This is a genomic window from Stenotrophomonas sp. YJH_SMC_57 (assembly GCF_059369755.1).
In genome coordinates this window covers 86,927-104,019 of the sequence record NZ_JCAFSZ010000012.1, presented here as the reverse complement: position 1 = coordinate 104,019, position 17,093 = coordinate 86,927, and the positions used below count along the sequence as shown (strand labels likewise).

The 17,093-nt window shown below is 67.9% G+C and carries 13 protein-coding genes; 11 read left to right on the top strand and 2 right to left on the bottom strand.

What is annotated here, in order from left to right:
• Nucleotides 1-98 precede the first annotated feature (98 nt).
• From AC5P7U_RS16775 to AC5P7U_RS16755, 5 genes are all read left to right on the top strand, one after another.
• Nucleotides 99-2,348 carry a methyl-accepting chemotaxis protein gene (locus AC5P7U_RS16775; protein ID WP_414555046.1) on the top strand — a complete coding sequence of 750 codons (2,250 nt, stop codon included), beginning with the start codon at nt 99-101 and terminating at the stop codon, nt 2,346-2,348.
• Between the two features lie 203 nt (nt 2,349-2,551).
• Entirely contained in the window at nt 2,552-3,325 is a 774-nt protein-coding gene (locus AC5P7U_RS16770; RefSeq protein WP_006442864.1) for a flagellar brake protein, read from the top strand.
• A gap of 138 nt (nt 3,326-3,463) precedes the next feature.
• The gene (locus AC5P7U_RS16765) at nt 3,464-3,955 is read left to right on the top strand and encodes a chemotaxis protein CheW (RefSeq protein ID WP_006442860.1); all 492 of its coding nucleotides are present in this window, start codon (nt 3,464-3,466) and stop codon (nt 3,953-3,955) included.
• A gap of 136 nt (nt 3,956-4,091) precedes the next feature.
• Nucleotides 4,092-4,475 carry a hypothetical protein gene (locus tag AC5P7U_RS16760; RefSeq protein WP_006442858.1) on the top strand — a complete coding sequence of 128 codons (384 nt, stop codon included), beginning with the start codon at nt 4,092-4,094 and terminating at the stop codon, nt 4,473-4,475.
• A 101-nt stretch (nt 4,476-4,576) separates the two neighbouring features.
• Nucleotides 4,577-6,952, top strand: coding sequence for a methyl-accepting chemotaxis protein (locus tag AC5P7U_RS16755; protein ID WP_197563900.1), 2,376 nt, complete (start codon nt 4,577-4,579; stop codon nt 6,950-6,952).
• 53 nt (nt 6,953-7,005) lie between these two features.
• Here AC5P7U_RS16755 and AC5P7U_RS16750 read toward each other — a convergent pair whose 3' ends face one another.
• Entirely contained in the window at nt 7,006-8,037 is a 1,032-nt protein-coding gene (locus tag AC5P7U_RS16750; RefSeq protein ID WP_197563901.1) for a hypothetical protein, read from the bottom strand.
• 88 nt (nt 8,038-8,125) lie between these two features.
• Here AC5P7U_RS16750 and AC5P7U_RS16745 point away from each other — a divergent pair, with 88 nt between their 5' ends.
• The 6 genes from AC5P7U_RS16745 to AC5P7U_RS16720 all read left to right on the top strand — a co-directional run bounded on the left by AC5P7U_RS16745 (nt 8,126) and on the right by AC5P7U_RS16720 (nt 16,512).
• On the top strand, nt 8,126-9,460 hold the full coding sequence (locus tag AC5P7U_RS16745; protein ID WP_006471884.1) for an aminotransferase-like domain-containing protein: 1,335 nt from the start codon (nt 8,126-8,128) through the stop codon (nt 9,458-9,460).
• Between the two features lie 127 nt (nt 9,461-9,587).
• The gene (locus tag AC5P7U_RS16740) at nt 9,588-11,861 is read left to right on the top strand and encodes a methyl-accepting chemotaxis protein (protein ID WP_312562170.1); all 2,274 of its coding nucleotides are present in this window, start codon (nt 9,588-9,590) and stop codon (nt 11,859-11,861) included.
• 37 nt (nt 11,862-11,898) lie between these two features.
• Nucleotides 11,899-12,768: a CheR family methyltransferase gene (locus AC5P7U_RS16735; RefSeq protein ID WP_495221280.1), complete on the top strand. Its 870-nt coding sequence runs from the start codon at nt 11,899-11,901 to the stop codon at nt 12,766-12,768.
• On the top strand, nt 12,765-13,361 hold the full coding sequence (gene cheD / locus AC5P7U_RS16730; RefSeq protein WP_008264676.1) for a chemoreceptor glutamine deamidase CheD: 597 nt from the start codon (nt 12,765-12,767) through the stop codon (nt 13,359-13,361). The genes AC5P7U_RS16735 and cheD overlap by 4 nt, the downstream gene beginning before the upstream one ends.
• Complete coding sequence (locus AC5P7U_RS16725; RefSeq protein WP_008268640.1) at nt 13,358-14,431, top strand: protein-glutamate methylesterase/protein-glutamine glutaminase; 1,074 nt, start codon at nt 13,358-13,360, stop codon at nt 14,429-14,431. Before cheD ends, AC5P7U_RS16725 begins: the two co-directional genes overlap by 4 nt.
• A gap of 83 nt (nt 14,432-14,514) precedes the next feature.
• Entirely contained in the window at nt 14,515-16,512 is a 1,998-nt protein-coding gene (locus AC5P7U_RS16720; protein WP_495221278.1) for a hypothetical protein, read from the top strand.
• A gap of 70 nt (nt 16,513-16,582) precedes the next feature.
• Here AC5P7U_RS16720 and AC5P7U_RS16715 read toward each other — a convergent pair whose 3' ends face one another.
• Nucleotides 16,583-16,945: an energy transducer TonB gene (locus AC5P7U_RS16715; protein ID WP_414555044.1), complete on the bottom strand. Its 363-nt coding sequence runs from the start codon at nt 16,943-16,945 to the stop codon at nt 16,583-16,585.
• Nucleotides 16,946-17,093 lie beyond the last annotated feature (148 nt).

Here is a 17,093-nt window from a genome sequence, read left to right as displayed (position 1 = left end):
ACGGCCGTCACCGAACCCCACCGGGCACTCCCGTTCGCTCTGCAACCACCCCCGGCCGACGCACCTGCGCGGCACCCTGCCCACCTGGAGCACCCTGCATGAAGTGGTTCCAAGATCTGCCCATCGCCCGCAAGCTGGCCGTGGGGTTCACCCTCACCACGTTGATGACCCTGGTCCTCGGCGCCTTCGCACTGTTGCGCCTGAGCGAGGCCAACACGCAGCTGGGCGAGATGGCCGGCAACGATATTCCGTCGGTCCAGCACCTGGGCGAAGCCCGCTCGCAGCTGGGTGAATTCCGCACCTACGAGCTGGCGTTGCTGAGCATGCTCGACCAGCCGGACAAGGTGACCGACTACAACAAGCGCATGGACGACACCGCCAGGACCGTGCACGAGGAACTGGCCGCGTACGCGGCGTTGCCGGCGCTGGCCAGGGAACGCGAGCTTTACCAGGCCGCCAACGTGCAGCTGGAGCGCTACTTCGCCGCCAACAAGGCGATGCGCGACGCCGTAGCTGCAGGTGACGGCGCGCTCGCGCAGCAGATCTCCGACGAGCAGTCGCGCCCGGCGCGCCGTGAACTGTTCGCGGCGATGAAGACGCTCGGCACCCACATCGCCGGCCTGATGGACGCCAAGATCGCTGCCGCCAACGCCACCCACCGCACCAGCATGATCGCCATCATCGGCTGCATCGTGCTGCTGTCGCTGGTCGCGGCCGCGCTGGCCACGGTGATCTCTCGCGCCGTCACCGGCCCGCTCGGCAAGGCCGTGCACGCGATCCAGGCCGTCGCCCGCGGCGACCTCAGCGTCAGCACCCAGGCCACCAGCAAGGATGAGGCCGGCAAGATGCTGGCCGCCACCGCCGAGATGACCGCCATGCTGCGCCGCTTCAGCGAGCAGACCCAGCTGATGGCGCAGATGCATGCTGGCCCGGACATCAGCCACCGCATCCCGGAAGACTTCCCGGGTGTCTACGGCCAGCTGGCCGGCGGCATCAACACGGTGATCTTCGAACACCTGGACGCGATCCGCGATGCCATCGACGTGCTCAACCAGTACGCCATCGGCAATCTGGCCCCGGATGCGCGCCGCCTGCCCGGCAGCCGCGCGATCCTGCACGAATCGATGGACGCGGCCAAGGCCAGCCTGCTGGCGATCAACACGCAGATCCAGCAGCTGGCCGAGGCCGCCGCCGCCGGTGACTTCAGCCAGCGCGGCGACGCCCAGCGTTTCCAGCACGACTTCAAGCTGATGATCGAGCACCTCAACACCATGATGCAGGTGGCCGACGGCAACCTCGGCCAGCTGTCGCAGCTGCTGCAGTCGATCGCCGCCGGCGACCTGACCGCACGCATGGACGGGCAGTTCAACGGCGTGTTCGCCCGCATGCGCGACGACGCCAACACCACCGTCGCCCAGCTGACCCAGATCGTCGGCCAGATCCAGGCCAGCGCCTCCAGCATCACCCTGGCCGCCGGTGAGATCGCCTCGGGCAACAGTGACCTGTCGCGCCGTACCGAGCAGCAGGCCGCCAACCTGGAAGAAACCGCCGCCTCGATGGAGGAACTGACCTCCACCGTGCGCCAGAACGCCGAACATGCCCGCCAGGCCAACCAGCTCGCCATCGGCGCACATGGCGTCGCCTCGCAGGGTGGCGAGGTGGTCGGCCAGGTGGTCACCACCATGTCGGCCATCGAAGCCTCGTCGAAGAAGATTGCCGAGATCATCTCGGTCATCGACGGCATCGCGTTCCAGACCAACATCCTGGCGCTGAACGCCGCGGTGGAAGCGGCGCGTGCCGGTGAACAGGGCCGCGGCTTCGCCGTGGTCGCCAGCGAAGTGCGCACCCTCGCCCAGCGCTCGGCCGCCGCCGCCAAGGAGATCAAGGGCCTGATCGACGATTCGGTCGGCAAGGTCGCCGAAGGCTCCAGCCTGGTGCACCAGGCCGGCAGCACCATGGGCGAAATCGTCGCCTCGGTGCAGCGCGTGACCGACATCATGGCCGAGATCTCGGCCGCCTCGCAGGAACAGTCGGCCGGCATCGAACAGGTCAACCAGACCGTGGTGCAGATGGACGAAACCACCCAGCAGAACGCCGCGCTGGTGGAAGAGGCCACCGCCGCCGCCCGCGCCATGGAAGACCAGGCCGTGCAGCTGGGGGAAGCCGTGGCCCGCTTCCGGCTGGCATCGCAGGCGACCCCGGGCACCGCGCCGCGCCTGACCACCGCACCGCTGCCGCGCCAGGTAGCGGCCGCTGCCCCCGCCCACAGGCCGGCACCTGCACGCACGCTGCGCGGCTCGAGCGCCCAGCCGGCACTGGCCGTCGACGGCGACTGGCAGGAGTTCTGACCCCACGCGGAAAGCATCCACGCATGGCATGGATCTACCTGCGTGGCACATCGGGGTCAGGTTCCTTTCCTCCGGCAAAGGGATCTGACCCCTCACGCATGGAAAGTGATGTAATTCTCACTTCATAATCCGATGCAGAGGCCGATATCCCCATCGAGCCTCGCGCCAACGCGTGCTGGCGCCCGCCCCTGACCGTAGATTCCATGTCCGACGGCAACGACACTGCAGTGCATGATGTCCACGCGGCCGATGCCGCTGACGAACGTTTCCTGGTCCGCAACCCGCGCCAGCTGCGCCAGTTGCTGCGCTCGCTGATCGACCAGCGATCGCTGATCAATGCGCATATCGACGGCCGCGACCGCTCGTTCCCGACGGCGCTGCTTGATCTTGACGAGGACGAAGACTACCTGCTGCTCGATGGCAGCCCGCAGGAAGCGTCCAACCGCGCCGCCGAGCAGGCCGACCACCTGCTGTGCTTCGCCCAGCTTGAACGTGTGCTGGTGCGGTTCCGCCTGCATGAACTGCAGCGCGTGGACAACGACGGCCACGTTGCGTTCCGTGCGCCCTTGCCGGACGAGCTGGTGCACCTGCAGCGACGCGAGCTGTACCGGCTGGAGACGCCGGTTACCGACTCGCCGCAGCTGCTGCTGCCGCCCGGCGAAGCCCGCGCCGAAGCGTTGTCGATGCGGGTGGTGGACATCAGCGGCGGCGGCCTGGCTGTGGTCGTGCCCAACGACTGCGCGGTGTTCGGCCTGCAGAAGCGCTATCCGGCGCAGCTGTCACTGCCCGATGGCCCGGACCTGGACATCGAACTGGTGGTCTGCAACCTGCTGCCGCAGCGCCAGCCCAACGGCATCGAGGTCAAGCGCGTGGGCATGCGCTTCGACACCCTGCCGCGCGGCGCCGACAGCGCCATCCAGCGCTACATCTTCCGTATCGACCGCCAGCGCAAGGCCCGCCGCAACGGCGAGATGTGAGGCAATCCGGCCGGCACTACCGCTCCCCGGTGGATCCACGCCATGCGTGGATGCCCCGGGCACCACAGCTAAAGTCCCCCAGCGAGGGGCCGATATCGAGCCTGACACCGGGACTTCCGGCAGAACCAGGACCCCTCGATGAACGACAAGACCAGCTCCGCCGCCAGCGCCGGTGGCGAATTCCTCAGCTTCACCCTCGGTGCCGAGCACTACGGCGTGGACATCCTCAAGGTGCAGGAAATCCGCGGCTATGACGCGGTAACCCGCGTGCCGGATGCCCCGGACTACATCAAGGGCGTGATCAACCTGCGCGGCACCATCGTCCCGGTCATCGACCTGCGCCTGAAGCTGCGCCTGGACAACGCCCGCTACGACGCCTTCACCGTGATGATCGTGCTGAACGTGGAAGACCGCGTGGTCGGCATCGTGGTGGACAGCGTCTCGGACGTGATTCCGTTGTCCGCCGAGCAGATCCGCCCGACCCCGGAGTTCGGCGCCGCCGTCGATACCCGCTTCATCTCCGGCATCGGTACCCACGATGACCGCATGCTGATCCTGCTGGACATCGAGACCCTGCTCGACAGCGCCGACATGGGCCAGGCCGCCGTTGCCGAAGACGCCGCCGCCTGATCCAGCGGACCTGCTTCACGTTCTGGTCACACAACCCTTCAGTTCCCCCTGGCGGTGCCGATAGGGGGACAGAAGCCGGTCGCGCAGGAGCGCGCAGAACCGGAACGACCATCACCATCCCCGGAGATACACCTCGATGAAGTCCCTGCTTGCGTTCGTCTCGGCCGCTGTCCTGGCCACCACCGCCTCCTCCGCGTTCGCGCAGTCGGCCGACATGATCCCGCCGGAACTGGCACCGCGCTCGGTCGGCAAGGACGGCATGGTCTGTGGCAAGGTCGAAAAGGCCCGCTACGCAGAAGGTTCCGAAGGCCAGCCGACCTTCCTGTACATGGGCGGCGCCTTCCCGCGCCACACCTTCTCGGCCCGCATCGCCGGCGAGAACCGCGGCAAGTTCTCCTTCCCGCTGGAAACCCTGGAAGGCAAGACCGTGTGCGTGATCGGCAAGATCCAGCGCGACGCCTCGCGTGCGGAAATCGAAGTCAGCTCGCCGGCTGGCCTGAAGCTGGCCAACATCAAGTAATCCGCTGTCCGTCGAACCACGCCGGACCTGGCGCCGGCGTGGTTTCTGCTGCAACCGGGCCCGATGCCCGGGCGCGTCTGCCTTAGGAGCTCGCAACGCCCATGCCGTGGATCAACAACCTGAAACTGATGCCGAAGCTGCTGCTGACCTTCGGCGTCCTCCTGCTGGTGATGCTGCTGCAGGGCATCGTCGCCTATCGCGGCCTGCATTCGCTGAACAACGTCACCACCGAGTTGGCCGGTTCGCGCATGGAAAGCATCCGCATGGCCGGCGAGATGCGCGGCATGCTGGGCGAGTACCGCAACGCCGCCTACCAGCAGCTGATCCGCGCCAGCGATGACGTCAAGTCCGACGCGCGCAAGCAGGCCGTCGAGCTGCGCGGGAACATGGACAAGTCGATCAAGGGCTACCCGGCGCTGGTCGACAATGCGCAGCAGAAGAAGCTGTTCGACACCTTCGCCAAGGAATGGAAGGACGCCCTGGCCTCCTATGACAGCGTCACCGAGATGCTGGAACTGGACCTGCCGGACGACGCCATCGATACCTTCGTCGGCGAGACCCGCACCAAGCACCGCAAGGCCGCTTCGGCGCTGGAAGCACTGATCGCCGAAGACAACCGCCTCGCCCGCGCCTCGCGCGAAGAGGCCGAATCCACCTACGCCGCCTCGTCCGTGCTGACCGTGATCGCCCTGCTGGGCGGCGCCGCGCTCGGCCTGGTGCTGGTCTGGCTGTTCGCCCGCGCCCTGGTCGGCAGCGTGCGTGGCGCCGTCTCGGTGGCCAACGACGTGGCCGGCGGCAAGCTCGATGGCCACATCGATGTCAGCCGCCAGGACGAAGTCGGCGAGCTGATGCAGGCCATGCAGCGCATGCAGCGCGACCTGCGTGAGCGCATCGAAACCGACCAGGCCGTCGCACGCGAGAACCTGCGCATCCGCACCGCGCTGGACTACAGCTCGACCGGCGTGTACCTGACCGACACCAGCAACACCATCGTCTACAGCAATCGCGCCCTGCAGCAGACCCTGAGCCAGTACCAGGACGAAGTGCGCCGCGACCTGCCGGACTTCGACGCCCAGGCCTCGCTGATCGGCAAGCCGGTTACCGTGCTGGAACACCGTGGCGAGATGGACCAGACCCTGCTCGGCAACCTGAAGGCGCACGGCGTCGCCCGTCGCCCGATGCAGTACGGCGATGCCCAGTTTGCGCAGGTGGTCTCGACCATCCGCAATGAAGGCGGCGACACCGTCGGCTACGTGGTGGAATGGCGTGACCGCACCCAGGAAGCGCTGGTCGAGGCCGAAGTGGCCCGCGTGATCGCCCAGGCCGCCGCCGGCGACCTGTCCGGCCGCATCGACGCCAGCGACAAGGAAGGCTTCTTCCTGCAGCTGGCCCAGCAGATCAACGGCCTGCTCGACGCCAACGCCGGCAGCATCGAACAGATCTCCGGCCTGCTCGCCGCGCTGTCGCAGGGTGACCTGACCGTGCGCATGCACGGCGACTACCAGGGCGTGTTCGCCCGCATGCGCGACGATGCCAACGCAACCGCCGCACAGCTGAGCGAGATCGTTACTCGCATCAAGCAGTCCAGCCGCGCGATCAATTCGGCCGCCGGCGAAATCGCCTCCGGCAACAGCGACCTGTCGCGCCGTACCGAACAGCAGGCCGCCAACCTGGAAGAAACCGCCGCCTCGATGGAGGAACTGACCTCCACCGTGCGCCAGAACGCCGAACACGCCCGCCAGGCCAACCAGCTCGCCATCGGCGCGCATGGCGTCGCCTCGCAGGGTGGCGAAGTGGTCGGCCAGGTGGTCACCACCATGTCCGCCATCCAGGCCTCGTCGAAGAAGATCGCCGAGATCATCAGCGTCATCGACGGCATCGCCTTCCAGACCAACATCCTGGCGCTGAACGCCGCGGTGGAAGCGGCCCGTGCCGGTGAACAGGGCCGTGGCTTCGCCGTGGTCGCCAGCGAAGTGCGTACCCTCGCCCAGCGCTCGGCCGCTGCCGCCAAGGAAATCAAGGGCCTGATCGACGATTCGGTCGGCAAGGTCAACGACGGCTCGGCGCTGGTGCACAAGGCCGGCGCCACCATGGGCGAAATCGTCGCCTCGGTGCAGCGCGTGACCGACATCATGGCCGAGATCTCGGCCGCCTCGCAGGAACAGTCGGCCGGCATCGAGCAGGTCAACCAGACCGTGGTGCAGATGGACGAAACCACCCAGCAGAACGCCGCGCTGGTGGAAGAAGCCACCGCCGCCGCCCGCGCCATGGAAGAACAGGCCGGCCACCTCAGCGAAGCCGTGTCGATCTTCGTGGTCGACGAAGCCGAGGCAGTGACCGCCCCACGCGTCACCGCCCCGGCGCCGCGTGCCGCCGCCCCGGCAGCTCCGGCCCCGGTCGCACCGCCGGCCCGCCGCACCGCAGGCGGGCGCCCGATGGCGACCGAGCTGGCCGACGGAGACTGGCAGGAGTTCTGATGCCACGCCTGGAGGGCCGGTCGCAGCACCGGCCCTCCTTTCCGGCGCAGCCGTCACTGCGGCTGGCGGAGCCTGTAACTCTTGTGCAGCAGGCCATCGGGGCTGCCTGCGTTGACGATGGCGGCGCGCACCCACACCAGCTTTTCCTTCAATCGCCGGATGTGACCCCGGCGCACGTGGGTGCGCGGCCCCGCCGCCCCCCCGCCCGGCCCGGTGCCGTCCGGCGCGGCCGTGGCGCCATCCACCTCGAACACCCGGTAGCTGAAGAACGGCTGCTTGCCTCTGCGCAACCGCCGCTTGTTCAGCGCCACCGATGCCGGCCGCTCCACCGACGCGACATTGGCGCAGTTGAGCACGCAGCAGGTCTGCAACAGCATGGCCACCTCGTCGCGACAGTCCTGCACGATCTGCGCCTTCACCGCCGCACTGCCCTGCTGCTCCACCGCCCAGGCGTGCCATTCCGGCAGCAGCGCGAACGGCGCAACCCGGAACTGCTGCAAGGGTTTCCCGGACGCCATCGCTTCCACCGGGGCATTGACCAGGCGCGTGGGCAGGCTGGCTTCTTCTGGCCGGTACAGGCTCAACGGATTCTGGTGCGGCAGGAACACCCCTCCCAGTGGCACTTTCCACGCGGCCGCATCGGCCTGCCAGTAGATCGGGATCACCACCACGCCACCGGCCGGTTCGTCCAGGAAGCACTCCGTGGCCGGAAAGGCCGCGGCGACTTCGCTGTTCATGTTCAGGCACAGCGCGATGCGCCGGGGCGCCGCATGGCCCGCCCCTTTGTAGCCCGGCAACCCGTCAGGCAGGATCCACGCCGCTTCCAGCGCCATCACCTCGAACGGCGGGCGCGCCATGTCCACGTGCACCTGGCGCAGCTCACGCAGATCGATCATCTCCGCGCAATTGGGCAGCAGGAACTTCACGCTGCGATGCAGGTAGCTGGCGATGGCTTCATGGGCCTGGCGGATGCCCGGCATGCTGCCCTTGATCCGGGGAATCAGCGCGTTCATTTCTTCCAGTGCATGCGCTGCATAGTTCAATAATTCGATGTGACCTTCCATCGCCGTACAGATGTGCTCCATTCCTTTCCGCCCGTCCGGCGGTGCGATCGAAGTCTAGGAATGGCATCAGTACAATCAACAAATTGTCCTAGATACACTCGGCGCACGGATGGCACGCTCACGGTTCAAGCAGGTAGTCGATGGCCTCGTATCGGACATCCAGAGCGGGAACCTGCGCCCTGGAACCCGCCTGCCCACCCATCGCGAGCTCGCCCGCCGCCATGATCTGGCGCTTGCCACCGCCAGCCGCGTCTACGCCGAGCTGGCCCGGATGGGCCTGGTCATCGGTGAGATTGGTCGCGGCACCTATGTGCGCCAGGCGTTCGGCGCACGGGGCATGGCCTGCGACATGCTGGCCGGTCTCGGCAGCGGCATCGACCTCAACGCCAACATGCCCACCGCGTTCGGCCAGGACACGCAGCTTCGCCGGGCCCTGCGCCACCTCTCGCAGCAGGGCGACCTGGAAGCACTGCTTCTGTACCAGCCGCCCCTGGGTCGGCCCCAGGAGCGCCAGCTCGTGGCCGACTACCTGGTGCAGCGCGGGGTACCTACCGATGCCGGACGGGTGGCCCTGGTCCAGGGCGCCCAGCACGGATTGACCGTCGCCCTGCTGGGCGCACTGTGCCCCGGCGATGCCATCGCCGTGGACGCCTTGACCTACCCTGGTTTCAGGCAGATCGCGGCGATGCTGCGGATGGAGATGATCCCGGTGCCGGTCGGCCCGGAGGGCACCGACCTGCAGGCACTGCGCACGCTGTGCAGCCAGCGCCGGGTCAAGGCCGTGTACTGCATGCCGACCATGCACAACCCGCTGGGCTTCGTCCTGACGCTGCAGCAGCGCCAGGAGCTGGCCGCGATCGCCCGCCAGCATGGCCTGCTGGTGCTGGAAGATGCGGCCTACGCCTATCTGGCCGCGCCCGCCGTGGTACCCGTGGCGGCGCTGGCACCGGAACGCACCGTGTACATCGGCGGCCTGTCCAAGAACCTCGCCACCGGCCTGCGATTCGGCTACATCAGTGCGCCGCCGGCCATGATGGGCGCAATCGAGCGCGCGATCCGCGCCACCACGGTCAACTCGCCGGCACTGGTGACGGCGCTGGTGCGCCGCTGGCTGATGGATGGAACCGTCGACCGCATGGAACGCCACCGCCGCGCCGACGCCCGGCACCGGCAGGCACTGGCACGGCGTCTGCTGGAAGGTGTCGCGCTGGTCGGCCACCCTGGTTCCTACCTGCTGTGGCTGCCACTGGAAGGGCGCGACCGCGCCGAGGCGATCTGCCAGGACCTGCATGAGCAGGGCATCGTGCTTTCGACCGCCGCGCCGTTCGCGGTCGGAACCCACGTTCCCAACGCGCTGCGCATCGCGCTGGGAACGGTCGATCCGTCCACCCTGGAACGCGCCCTGGCGCAGGTACGCTTGCGCCTGGATCAGCTGGCTGGCTGAACGGCCGCGGCCCGCCGTTCGCGCGCGGCTCAACCCTGGGCCCGCGCGGCCGATAACGGGGGTGTCACCGCTTGTCCCGCTGTGACCGGCTCGGCGCCGCCCGCCCGTTTCGACCTGGTCCTGCTCGATGAATCTCCTGCATCGCTGGCAACACTACTTCAGCAACCTCTCCGTCCGGCGCAAGCTCAACCTGCTGACGCTGCTCATCGCGCTCGGCGTGATCGCGCTCTCGGTGATCGCTGCCCGCATGCAGTACCTGGACCTCACCGAGACCCGCAAGACCGCGCTGAAGACCCAGGTCGAACTCAGCTACGGCATCCTCCAGCACTACCACCGCCTGGCCGCTACCGGCGAGCTCAGCGAAGAGGCCGCCAAGGGCGCCGCGCTGCAGGCGCTGGAATCGATGCGCGCCGAGAACGATACGTACTACTTCAACATCTACGACACCGGCTACCGCCTGCTGATGCACCCGTTCCGCAAGGACCTGGTCGGCAAGGACATGAAGGACTTCCGCACCGACGATGGAGTACGCATCTACTACGACCAGGTCGAAGCGGCCAAGGCCGGTGGCGGCTTCGTCAACTACCGCTGGGCCAAGCCCGGCAGCAAGGGCGACGTCGGGAAGGTGGCCTACGCTGGCCTGTTCGCGCCCTGGAACTGGGTGGTCAGCAGCGGCGTCTACATGGACGACGTGCAGAAGCAGGCACTGGTGTTCACCGCCATCATGGCAGTCTCCGGCGGCGTGCTGGTGCTGATCGTGCTGGCCCTGAGCTGGGTCATCGGCAACCGCATCGCGCGCCCGCTGAAGCAGGCCACCGCCGTCGCCGAAGGCATTGCCAGCGGCAAGCTGGACAGCCACATCGGCCCGCAGCCGCACGACGAACCCGGCCGCCTGCTGCACGCCATGTCGGGCATGCAGCAGCAGCTGCACGCGGTGATCGGCGGCCAGCGCGAAATGGCGCGGCGCCACGATGCCGGCGAACTGAGCTACCGCATCGACGCCAGCGCCTTCCCCGGCGAGTACGGGCTGATGGTGCAGGAGACCAACGCCCTGGTCGGCGGCCATGTGCAGACCCTGCACGACGTGCTCGACGTGGTGCAGCAGTATGCGGTCGGCGATCTCAGCCACGACATCGCGCGCTACCCGGGCGAGAAGGCGGCAATGACCGCCACCGTCGACACGGTCAAGACCAATCTCGGCCGCATCAACGCCGAGATCAAGCAGCTGGCCAGCGCCGCCGCCGCAGGCGATTTCAGCCGCCGTGGCGACGCCCAGCGCTTCGATCATGATTTCCGCCTGATGCTGGAAAACCTCAACGCGATGATGGCGGTCAGCGATGACAACCTCGGCAAGCTCTCGCAGCTGCTGTCGGCCATCGCCGAAGGTGATCTGACCGCACGCATGCACGGCGACTACCAGGGCGTGTTCGCGCGCATGCGCGACGACGCCAACACCACCGTCGCGCAGCTGACCCAGATCGTCGGCCAGATCCAGGCCAGCGCCTCCAGCATCACCCTCGCCGCCGGCGAGATCGCCTCGGGCAACGGCGACCTGTCGCGCCGTACCGAACAGCAGGCCGCCAACCTGGAAGAGACCGCCGCCTCGATGGAGGAACTGACCTCCACCGTGCGCCAGAACGCCGAACACGCCCGCCAGGCCAACCAGCTGGCCATCGGCGCGCAGGGCGTCGCCTCGCAGGGTGGCGAAGTGGTCGGCCAGGTGGTGACCACCATGTCGGCCATCGAAGCCTCGTCGAAGAAGATCGCCGAGATCATCTCGGTCATCGACGGCATCGCGTTCCAGACCAACATCCTGGCGCTGAACGCTGCGGTGGAAGCGGCGCGTGCCGGTGAACAGGGCCGCGGCTTCGCCGTGGTCGCCAGCGAAGTGCGCACCCTCGCCCAGCGCTCGGCCGCCGCCGCCAAGGAAATCAAGGGCCTGATCGACGATTCGGTCGGCAAGGTCGCCGAGGGCTCCAGCCTGGTGCACCAGGCCGGCAGCACCATGGGCGAGATCGTCGCCTCGGTGCAGCGCGTGACCGACATCATGGCCGAGATCTCCGCCGCCTCGCAGGAACAGTCGGCCGGCATCGAGCAGGTCAACCAGACCGTGGTGCAGATGGACGAGACCACCCAGCAGAACGCCGCGCTGGTGGAAGAAGCGACCGCCGCCGCCCGCGCGATGGAAGACCAGGCCGGCCAGCTGGCCGACGCGGTGGCGATCTTCCGCCTCGACAACCAGGTCTCGGCCGCGATGAAGGCGGTGGCCGCCCACGTCGAGCCGGCCCGCGTCACCGCCAGCGCGCCGCGCCCGCAGGCGGCGCCTGCGCCGGCGGCGGTCCGCCGCAGCAGCAACGCCAGCACCTTCGTCGCCAGCGACAGCGACTGGCAGGAATTCTGAGACCCACCCGCGGCGGCTTCGGCCGCCGCCCCCGCCGATGGACACGTCCCCCGTGCAAAGTCCTACTCCCATCGTCACCGGCCCCCGCGAATTCGAGTTCGCCGACCGTGATTTCCGCCGCGTCTGCGACCTGATCTACCAGCGCGTGGGCATTGCCCTCGCGCCGGCAAAGCGCGACATGGTCTATGGCCGCCTGTCGCGCCGCCTGCGCACGCTCGGCATGCGCAGCTTCCAGCAGTACCTGGATCATCTGGAACAGGAGGATGGCGATGAGTGGCAGGCGTTCACCAATGCGCTGACCACCAACCTGACCTCGTTCTTCCGCGAGCCACACCACTTCGACAAGCTGCGCGAGGAACTGCAGCAGCGCAACGGCCGCACGCCGCTGCTGCTGTGGTCGTGCGCCGCGTCCACCGGCGAAGAGCCCTACTCGATGGCGATCACCGCCTGTGAAGCGTTCGGCACGCTGAAGCCGCCGGTACGCATCGTCGCCACCGACGTCGACACCCAGGTACTGACCACTGCAGGCCGCGGCGTCTACAGCATCGATCGTGTCGCCAACCTCGATCCGGACCTGCGCCGCCGCTACTTCCAGCGCGGCAGCGGCCCCAACGAAGGCCAGTGCCGCGTGCTGCCGGCGCTGCGCGACCTGATCGAGTTCCGCCCGCTGAACCTGCTGGCCCCGCGCTACGACGTCGGCGGCCCGTTCGATGCACTGTTCTGCCGCAACGTGATGATCTACTTCGACAAGCCCACCCAGCGCGCCATCCTCGGCCGCCTGGTGCAGCACCTGGCCGACGACGGCCTGCTGTACACCGGCCACTCGGAGAACTACCTGCACGCGGCCGACCTCATCCAGCCCTGCGGGCGCACCCTGTACCGCCGTGCGGCAAAGGCCGGCGCATGAATGCCTCGCTGCGTACCGACGATGTGATGCGCTACCAGGACGCGCGCTTCAAGACCATCGCCGCCAAGCTGCTGCCCACCCAGTACCTGGTCGTCGATGACACCACCGCGCTGACCACCACGCTCGGTTCCTGCGTGGCGGCCTGCCTGCGCGACCCGGTACTGAAGATCGGTGGCATGAACCACTTCCTGCTGCCCGAGGGCAACGCCGGTGATGGCGCCCCCGCGCGCTACGGCAGCTACGCGATGGAACTGCTGATCAACGACATGCTCAAGCGCGGCGCGCACCGCAAGCGCATCGAAGCCAAAGTGTTCGGCGGCGCCAACGTACTCAAGGGCTTCACCAGCAACCCGGTCGGCACCCGCAACGCCGAGTTCGTACGCCAGTACCTGCAGGCCGAGCACATCCCGATCATCGCCGAGGACCTGTGCGGCATCCATCCACGCAAGATCTGGTTCTTCGCCGATACCGGCCGCGTGGTGGTGCAGCGCCTGCCGCACGCCCATGAAGCCGAAGTGGCCGCGACCGAATCGGCGGTGCGTGCCCGCCTGTCCAAGGCTCCGGTCACTGGTGGCGTGGAGCTGTTCGAATGACCCTGACCGGCAACGCCCCCTGCCGGGTCCTGATCGTCGACGACTCTGCCGTCGTGCGGCAGATGCTCACCGAGATCCTGTCCAGCGATCCGGCCATCGACGTGGTCGGCACCGCCGCCGACCCGCTGCTGGCGCGCGAGAAGATCAAGCGCCTGGCCCCGGACGTGATCACGCTGGACGTGGAAATGCCGCGCATGGACGGGCTGGCGTTCCTGGAAAACCTGATGCGCCTGCATCCACTGCCGGTGGTGATGATCTCCTCGCTGACCGAGCGCGGCGCCGACACCACCCTGCAGGCATTGTCACTGGGCGCAGTCGATTTCGTCTCCAAGCCCAAGCTCGATGTGGCCCGTGGGCTGCAGGGCTACGCCGATGAGATCATCGCCAAGGTGAAGATGGCGGCGCGCTCGCGGGTACGTCCGCTGGTGCGCGCTGCCACGCCAAAGCTCACGCTCGAAGCCGCTCCGGCAATGCGCCCGGCCGCACCGCAGTTCCGTACCACCGACCGCCTGATCGCGATCGGCTCATCCGCCGGTGGCACCGAAGCCCTGCGCGTGGTGCTGGAAGGCCTGCCCGCAGACGCGCCGGCCGTGGTGATGACCCAGCACCTGCCGGCCAGTTTCAGCACGGCGTTCGCCGAGCGCCTGGACCGCCACTCGGCGATGGCCGTGCGCGAAGCCAGCGACGGCGAAGCGGTGCTGCCCGGGCATGCCTACCTGCCCCCGGGCGGCAAGCATCTGCGCATCATCCGTGACGGTGCGCGCTGGCGTTGCCGCGTCGACGACGGCCCGGCGGTGAACCGGCACAAGCCGGCGGTGGACGTGCTGTTCCGCTCGGTGGCGCAGAGCGCCGGTGGCAACGCCATCGGTGCCATCCTTACCGGCATGGGCGACGATGGTGCACGCGGCCTGCTGGAAATGCGCCAGGCCGGCGCACCGACGCTGGTGCAGGACGAGGCCAGCAGCGTGGTTTGGGGCATGCCCGGCGCCGCGTTCAAGCTGGGCGCTGCCGAAGAGCAGGTCCCTCTCGAGCGGATTGCCGAACGGCTGCTGGCGCTGGCGCGCGGCTGAGCCCACGCGCAACACACCTTTCCCGAACGGCCGGCCAAGGGGACCCGGCCGTTCTTCATCGCGTTTCCCCAAGGAGCTCCACTGTGGCACTACGCCTGAACTGCCTGCCTGCCGCCATCGCGTTGGGCCTGATGCTGTCTGCGCCGGCATCGGCAGAAGAACCCGCTGCCGTCCCGGTACACGATGCTGCCCCTGCCACCGACGCAGCCCGCACCCAAGCGGTCGACGGCGCGCCCGCTCCGCCCTCTCCCGATGACTGGAGCACGCGCGTCCAGGTGGTGCCCGGCGCGCCTTCCGGCCTGCCTGGACACCGCGATGTCGATCTGAAGCTGCGCCTGGTCTCGCGCGGCGACACCGGCAAAGTCGTCACGCTCAAGCTTGTTCAATTGGCGGCCGCCGCCAAGGCCGGCGGTGGCCGTGTCGATGGCTTCTCGAAGAAGAACCTGCGTGGCACCGTCATCGAATCAGTGTCCAGCCCAGCCGTTGACGAAATCCCCGCACTGCTGCGCCGCCATTTGGCCGAGTACTTCATCGCACATCCGGATGCGCTTCCCGAGCACGCGCAGATCGTCAGCGCAAACGCCGGCCTGTGGTCGCTCACCTACCAGTCGCTGTCGGGCAACGCGGTTCCGTACGATCTGCAGCATGAGGCCACCCTCACCATTGCACAGTCGTCTCCCATCAGCCCGCCCTGGCTGAGCATCACCTGCAGCGATCCCGTACAGACGGCGCCGCTGGAAGATTGGCAGGCAGATGACTACGCGCAGGTCAGGGCCGCGGCACGCCAGTTCGCGCAGCGCTGTGTTGACCGGCTCGTGGAACAGCTGCCCACCGTGTTCCCTTCGCCAAGCGTCCAGCTGGCCGCTGCGATCAGTGCCGCCTCGCTCGATCCAGTGCCAACAGGGGCAGCGACCCAGGACGAGGCCGCAACGGCCACAGGCGCAGGCCATCCGGCACCGGTACTGTCCACGGACTGGATGAAGGTGGTCCACATCGACCATGGCACCGGCACCGATGCCAAGGGCAAGCGTTCCGGCGACGCAGACCTGCGACTGGTGACCCGATCGGACATGGGCGTGGCCACGCTGGCCAAGATGAACATCTTCGCCCTGGCCGTGGTCGGTGCGCGCAAGGCGCGTGGCTTCTCCAAGGACACCCTGCACGGCGACACCGTCGAAGGCGTGTCCAGCCCCGCAGTGGCGCGGGTGCCGGCACTGCTGCAGCAGCGTCTTTCCGAGTACTTCAATGCCTATCCCGACGCGGTTCCCAGCGCCCCCGTGACCGTGCGGGCCGACCCGCACGAGTGGGCGCTGGTCTACGGGCAGCTCAGTGGCTCGCAGATCCCCTACGAGCTCAAGCACCGCACCACGATCGAGGTGCTGCCGGCCCCGGGCGCATCGGCCATGACCGTTGACTGCACCGATGGCACGCAGTCGGCAGCGCTGCCACAGTGGCAGGCGGATGACTATGCCGAAGTGAGGAGCGTGGCCGACGAGCTGGCCGAGCAGTGCGTGGCACGATTCGTCGCGCGTCTGCCAGAAGCGTTTCCGTCCGCGAAGCGCGCCGCAGCGCCTGCCAGCGCCGTTGCCGCTGCCCTGCCCGACGGCAATCGCTCCCGCATCCGCATCTTCGGTGCCAACGGCCGCAGCATCACCATGCATATCGGTGGCCAATGCCGCGGCGACGCGCGAAGGAAAGTCGTGGTCGCGCGCAGCAACAGCGCGGCCGTAGGCAGCCTGGTGGGCGGTAGTCCGCAGAATATTTCCATCGGAATGCCGGAAACCGACACTGTGCGTGCGATGAAAAGCGTCCTGTTCTCGAACCCGAACTTCCAGGAGTATTCGGTGGAGGCCGGCAAGCCGTTGATCTTCGACGCACAGTTCCAGAACGTTGCCCACCTCCGCTGCGGAGCAGCACCGGACTCGCTGTCGATCCAGTTCGTGCCGAAGGCGGGTCAGGACTACGAAGTGATGATGCGGCTCGAGAACGAGATGTGCGTGCTGGAGAGCAAGCAGGTGGCTGCCGATGGCAGCCTGCACGTCAACCTCGTGCACGCCCCGAAAGCGTGTGCCGCACAGTAAGGCGTCGGAACCACAGCAGGAGCAACGCCGTTGCCAGGCAGTGCCGGGCAACGGCATCACTACCGCATGATCACAGCTTGAACGACACCGGCACGCGGATCTCGCCCGGCACGGGTACGCCATCCTCGCTCGCCGGCAGGTAGCGCCACTTGCGTGTCGCTGCCTGCGCCGCTTCATCCAGCTCCGGCCAGCCGCTGCTCTGCAGTACGGTCGCGCCAACCCACTGCCCGTCGGCGGCGACCTGCACCATCAGGATCGCTTCCCCCTCTTTTTCATCACGGAATGCCTGCGACGGATAGCGCGGCGGATTGCTGTGCTTGGTCTCCATCACGATCGACGCCGGCTCGTGAACCGGCCGAGCCCGCTCGACAGCGGCGTGCTGCACCGCCTGCTGCGCCATCGCGGCATGCCCCATCATCAGCGTGGCCAGCACCACCGCACTACCAGCCCAGCGCCAACCGCGCGTGCGACCGCTGTTCAATCGATCCTGCAACATCCGTGTACTCCAACAAGCGAGGCGGCAAGTCTAACGCTGCACGCACAAAAAACCCCCGGTTTTCACCGGGGGTTCTTCGTTTCAA

What these genes read in the sequence shown, in the direction of transcription:
- AC5P7U_RS16775 (WP_414555046.1), top strand. Translation starts at nt 99, where the DNA reads ATGAAGTGGTTCCAAGATCTGCCCATCGCCCGCAAGCTGGCCGTGGGG.
- AC5P7U_RS16770 (WP_006442864.1), top strand. Translation starts at nt 2,552, where the DNA reads ATGTCCGACGGCAACGACACTGCAGTGCATGATGTCCACGCGGCCGAT.
- AC5P7U_RS16765 (WP_006442860.1), top strand. Translation starts at nt 3,464, where the DNA reads ATGAACGACAAGACCAGCTCCGCCGCCAGCGCCGGTGGCGAATTCCTC.
- AC5P7U_RS16760 (WP_006442858.1), top strand. Translation starts at nt 4,092, where the DNA reads ATGAAGTCCCTGCTTGCGTTCGTCTCGGCCGCTGTCCTGGCCACCACC.
- AC5P7U_RS16755 (WP_197563900.1), top strand. Translation starts at nt 4,577, where the DNA reads ATGCCGTGGATCAACAACCTGAAACTGATGCCGAAGCTGCTGCTGACC.
- AC5P7U_RS16750 (WP_197563901.1), bottom strand. Translation starts at nt 8,037, where the DNA reads ATGGAGCACATCTGTACGGCGATGGAAGGTCACATCGAATTATTGAAC.
- AC5P7U_RS16745 (WP_006471884.1), top strand. Translation starts at nt 8,126, where the DNA reads ATGGCACGCTCACGGTTCAAGCAGGTAGTCGATGGCCTCGTATCGGAC.
- AC5P7U_RS16740 (WP_312562170.1), top strand. Translation starts at nt 9,588, where the DNA reads ATGAATCTCCTGCATCGCTGGCAACACTACTTCAGCAACCTCTCCGTC.
- AC5P7U_RS16735 (WP_495221280.1), top strand. Translation starts at nt 11,899, where the DNA reads ATGGACACGTCCCCCGTGCAAAGTCCTACTCCCATCGTCACCGGCCCC.
- cheD (WP_008264676.1), top strand. Translation starts at nt 12,765, where the DNA reads ATGAATGCCTCGCTGCGTACCGACGATGTGATGCGCTACCAGGACGCG.
- AC5P7U_RS16725 (WP_008268640.1), top strand. Translation starts at nt 13,358, where the DNA reads ATGACCCTGACCGGCAACGCCCCCTGCCGGGTCCTGATCGTCGACGAC.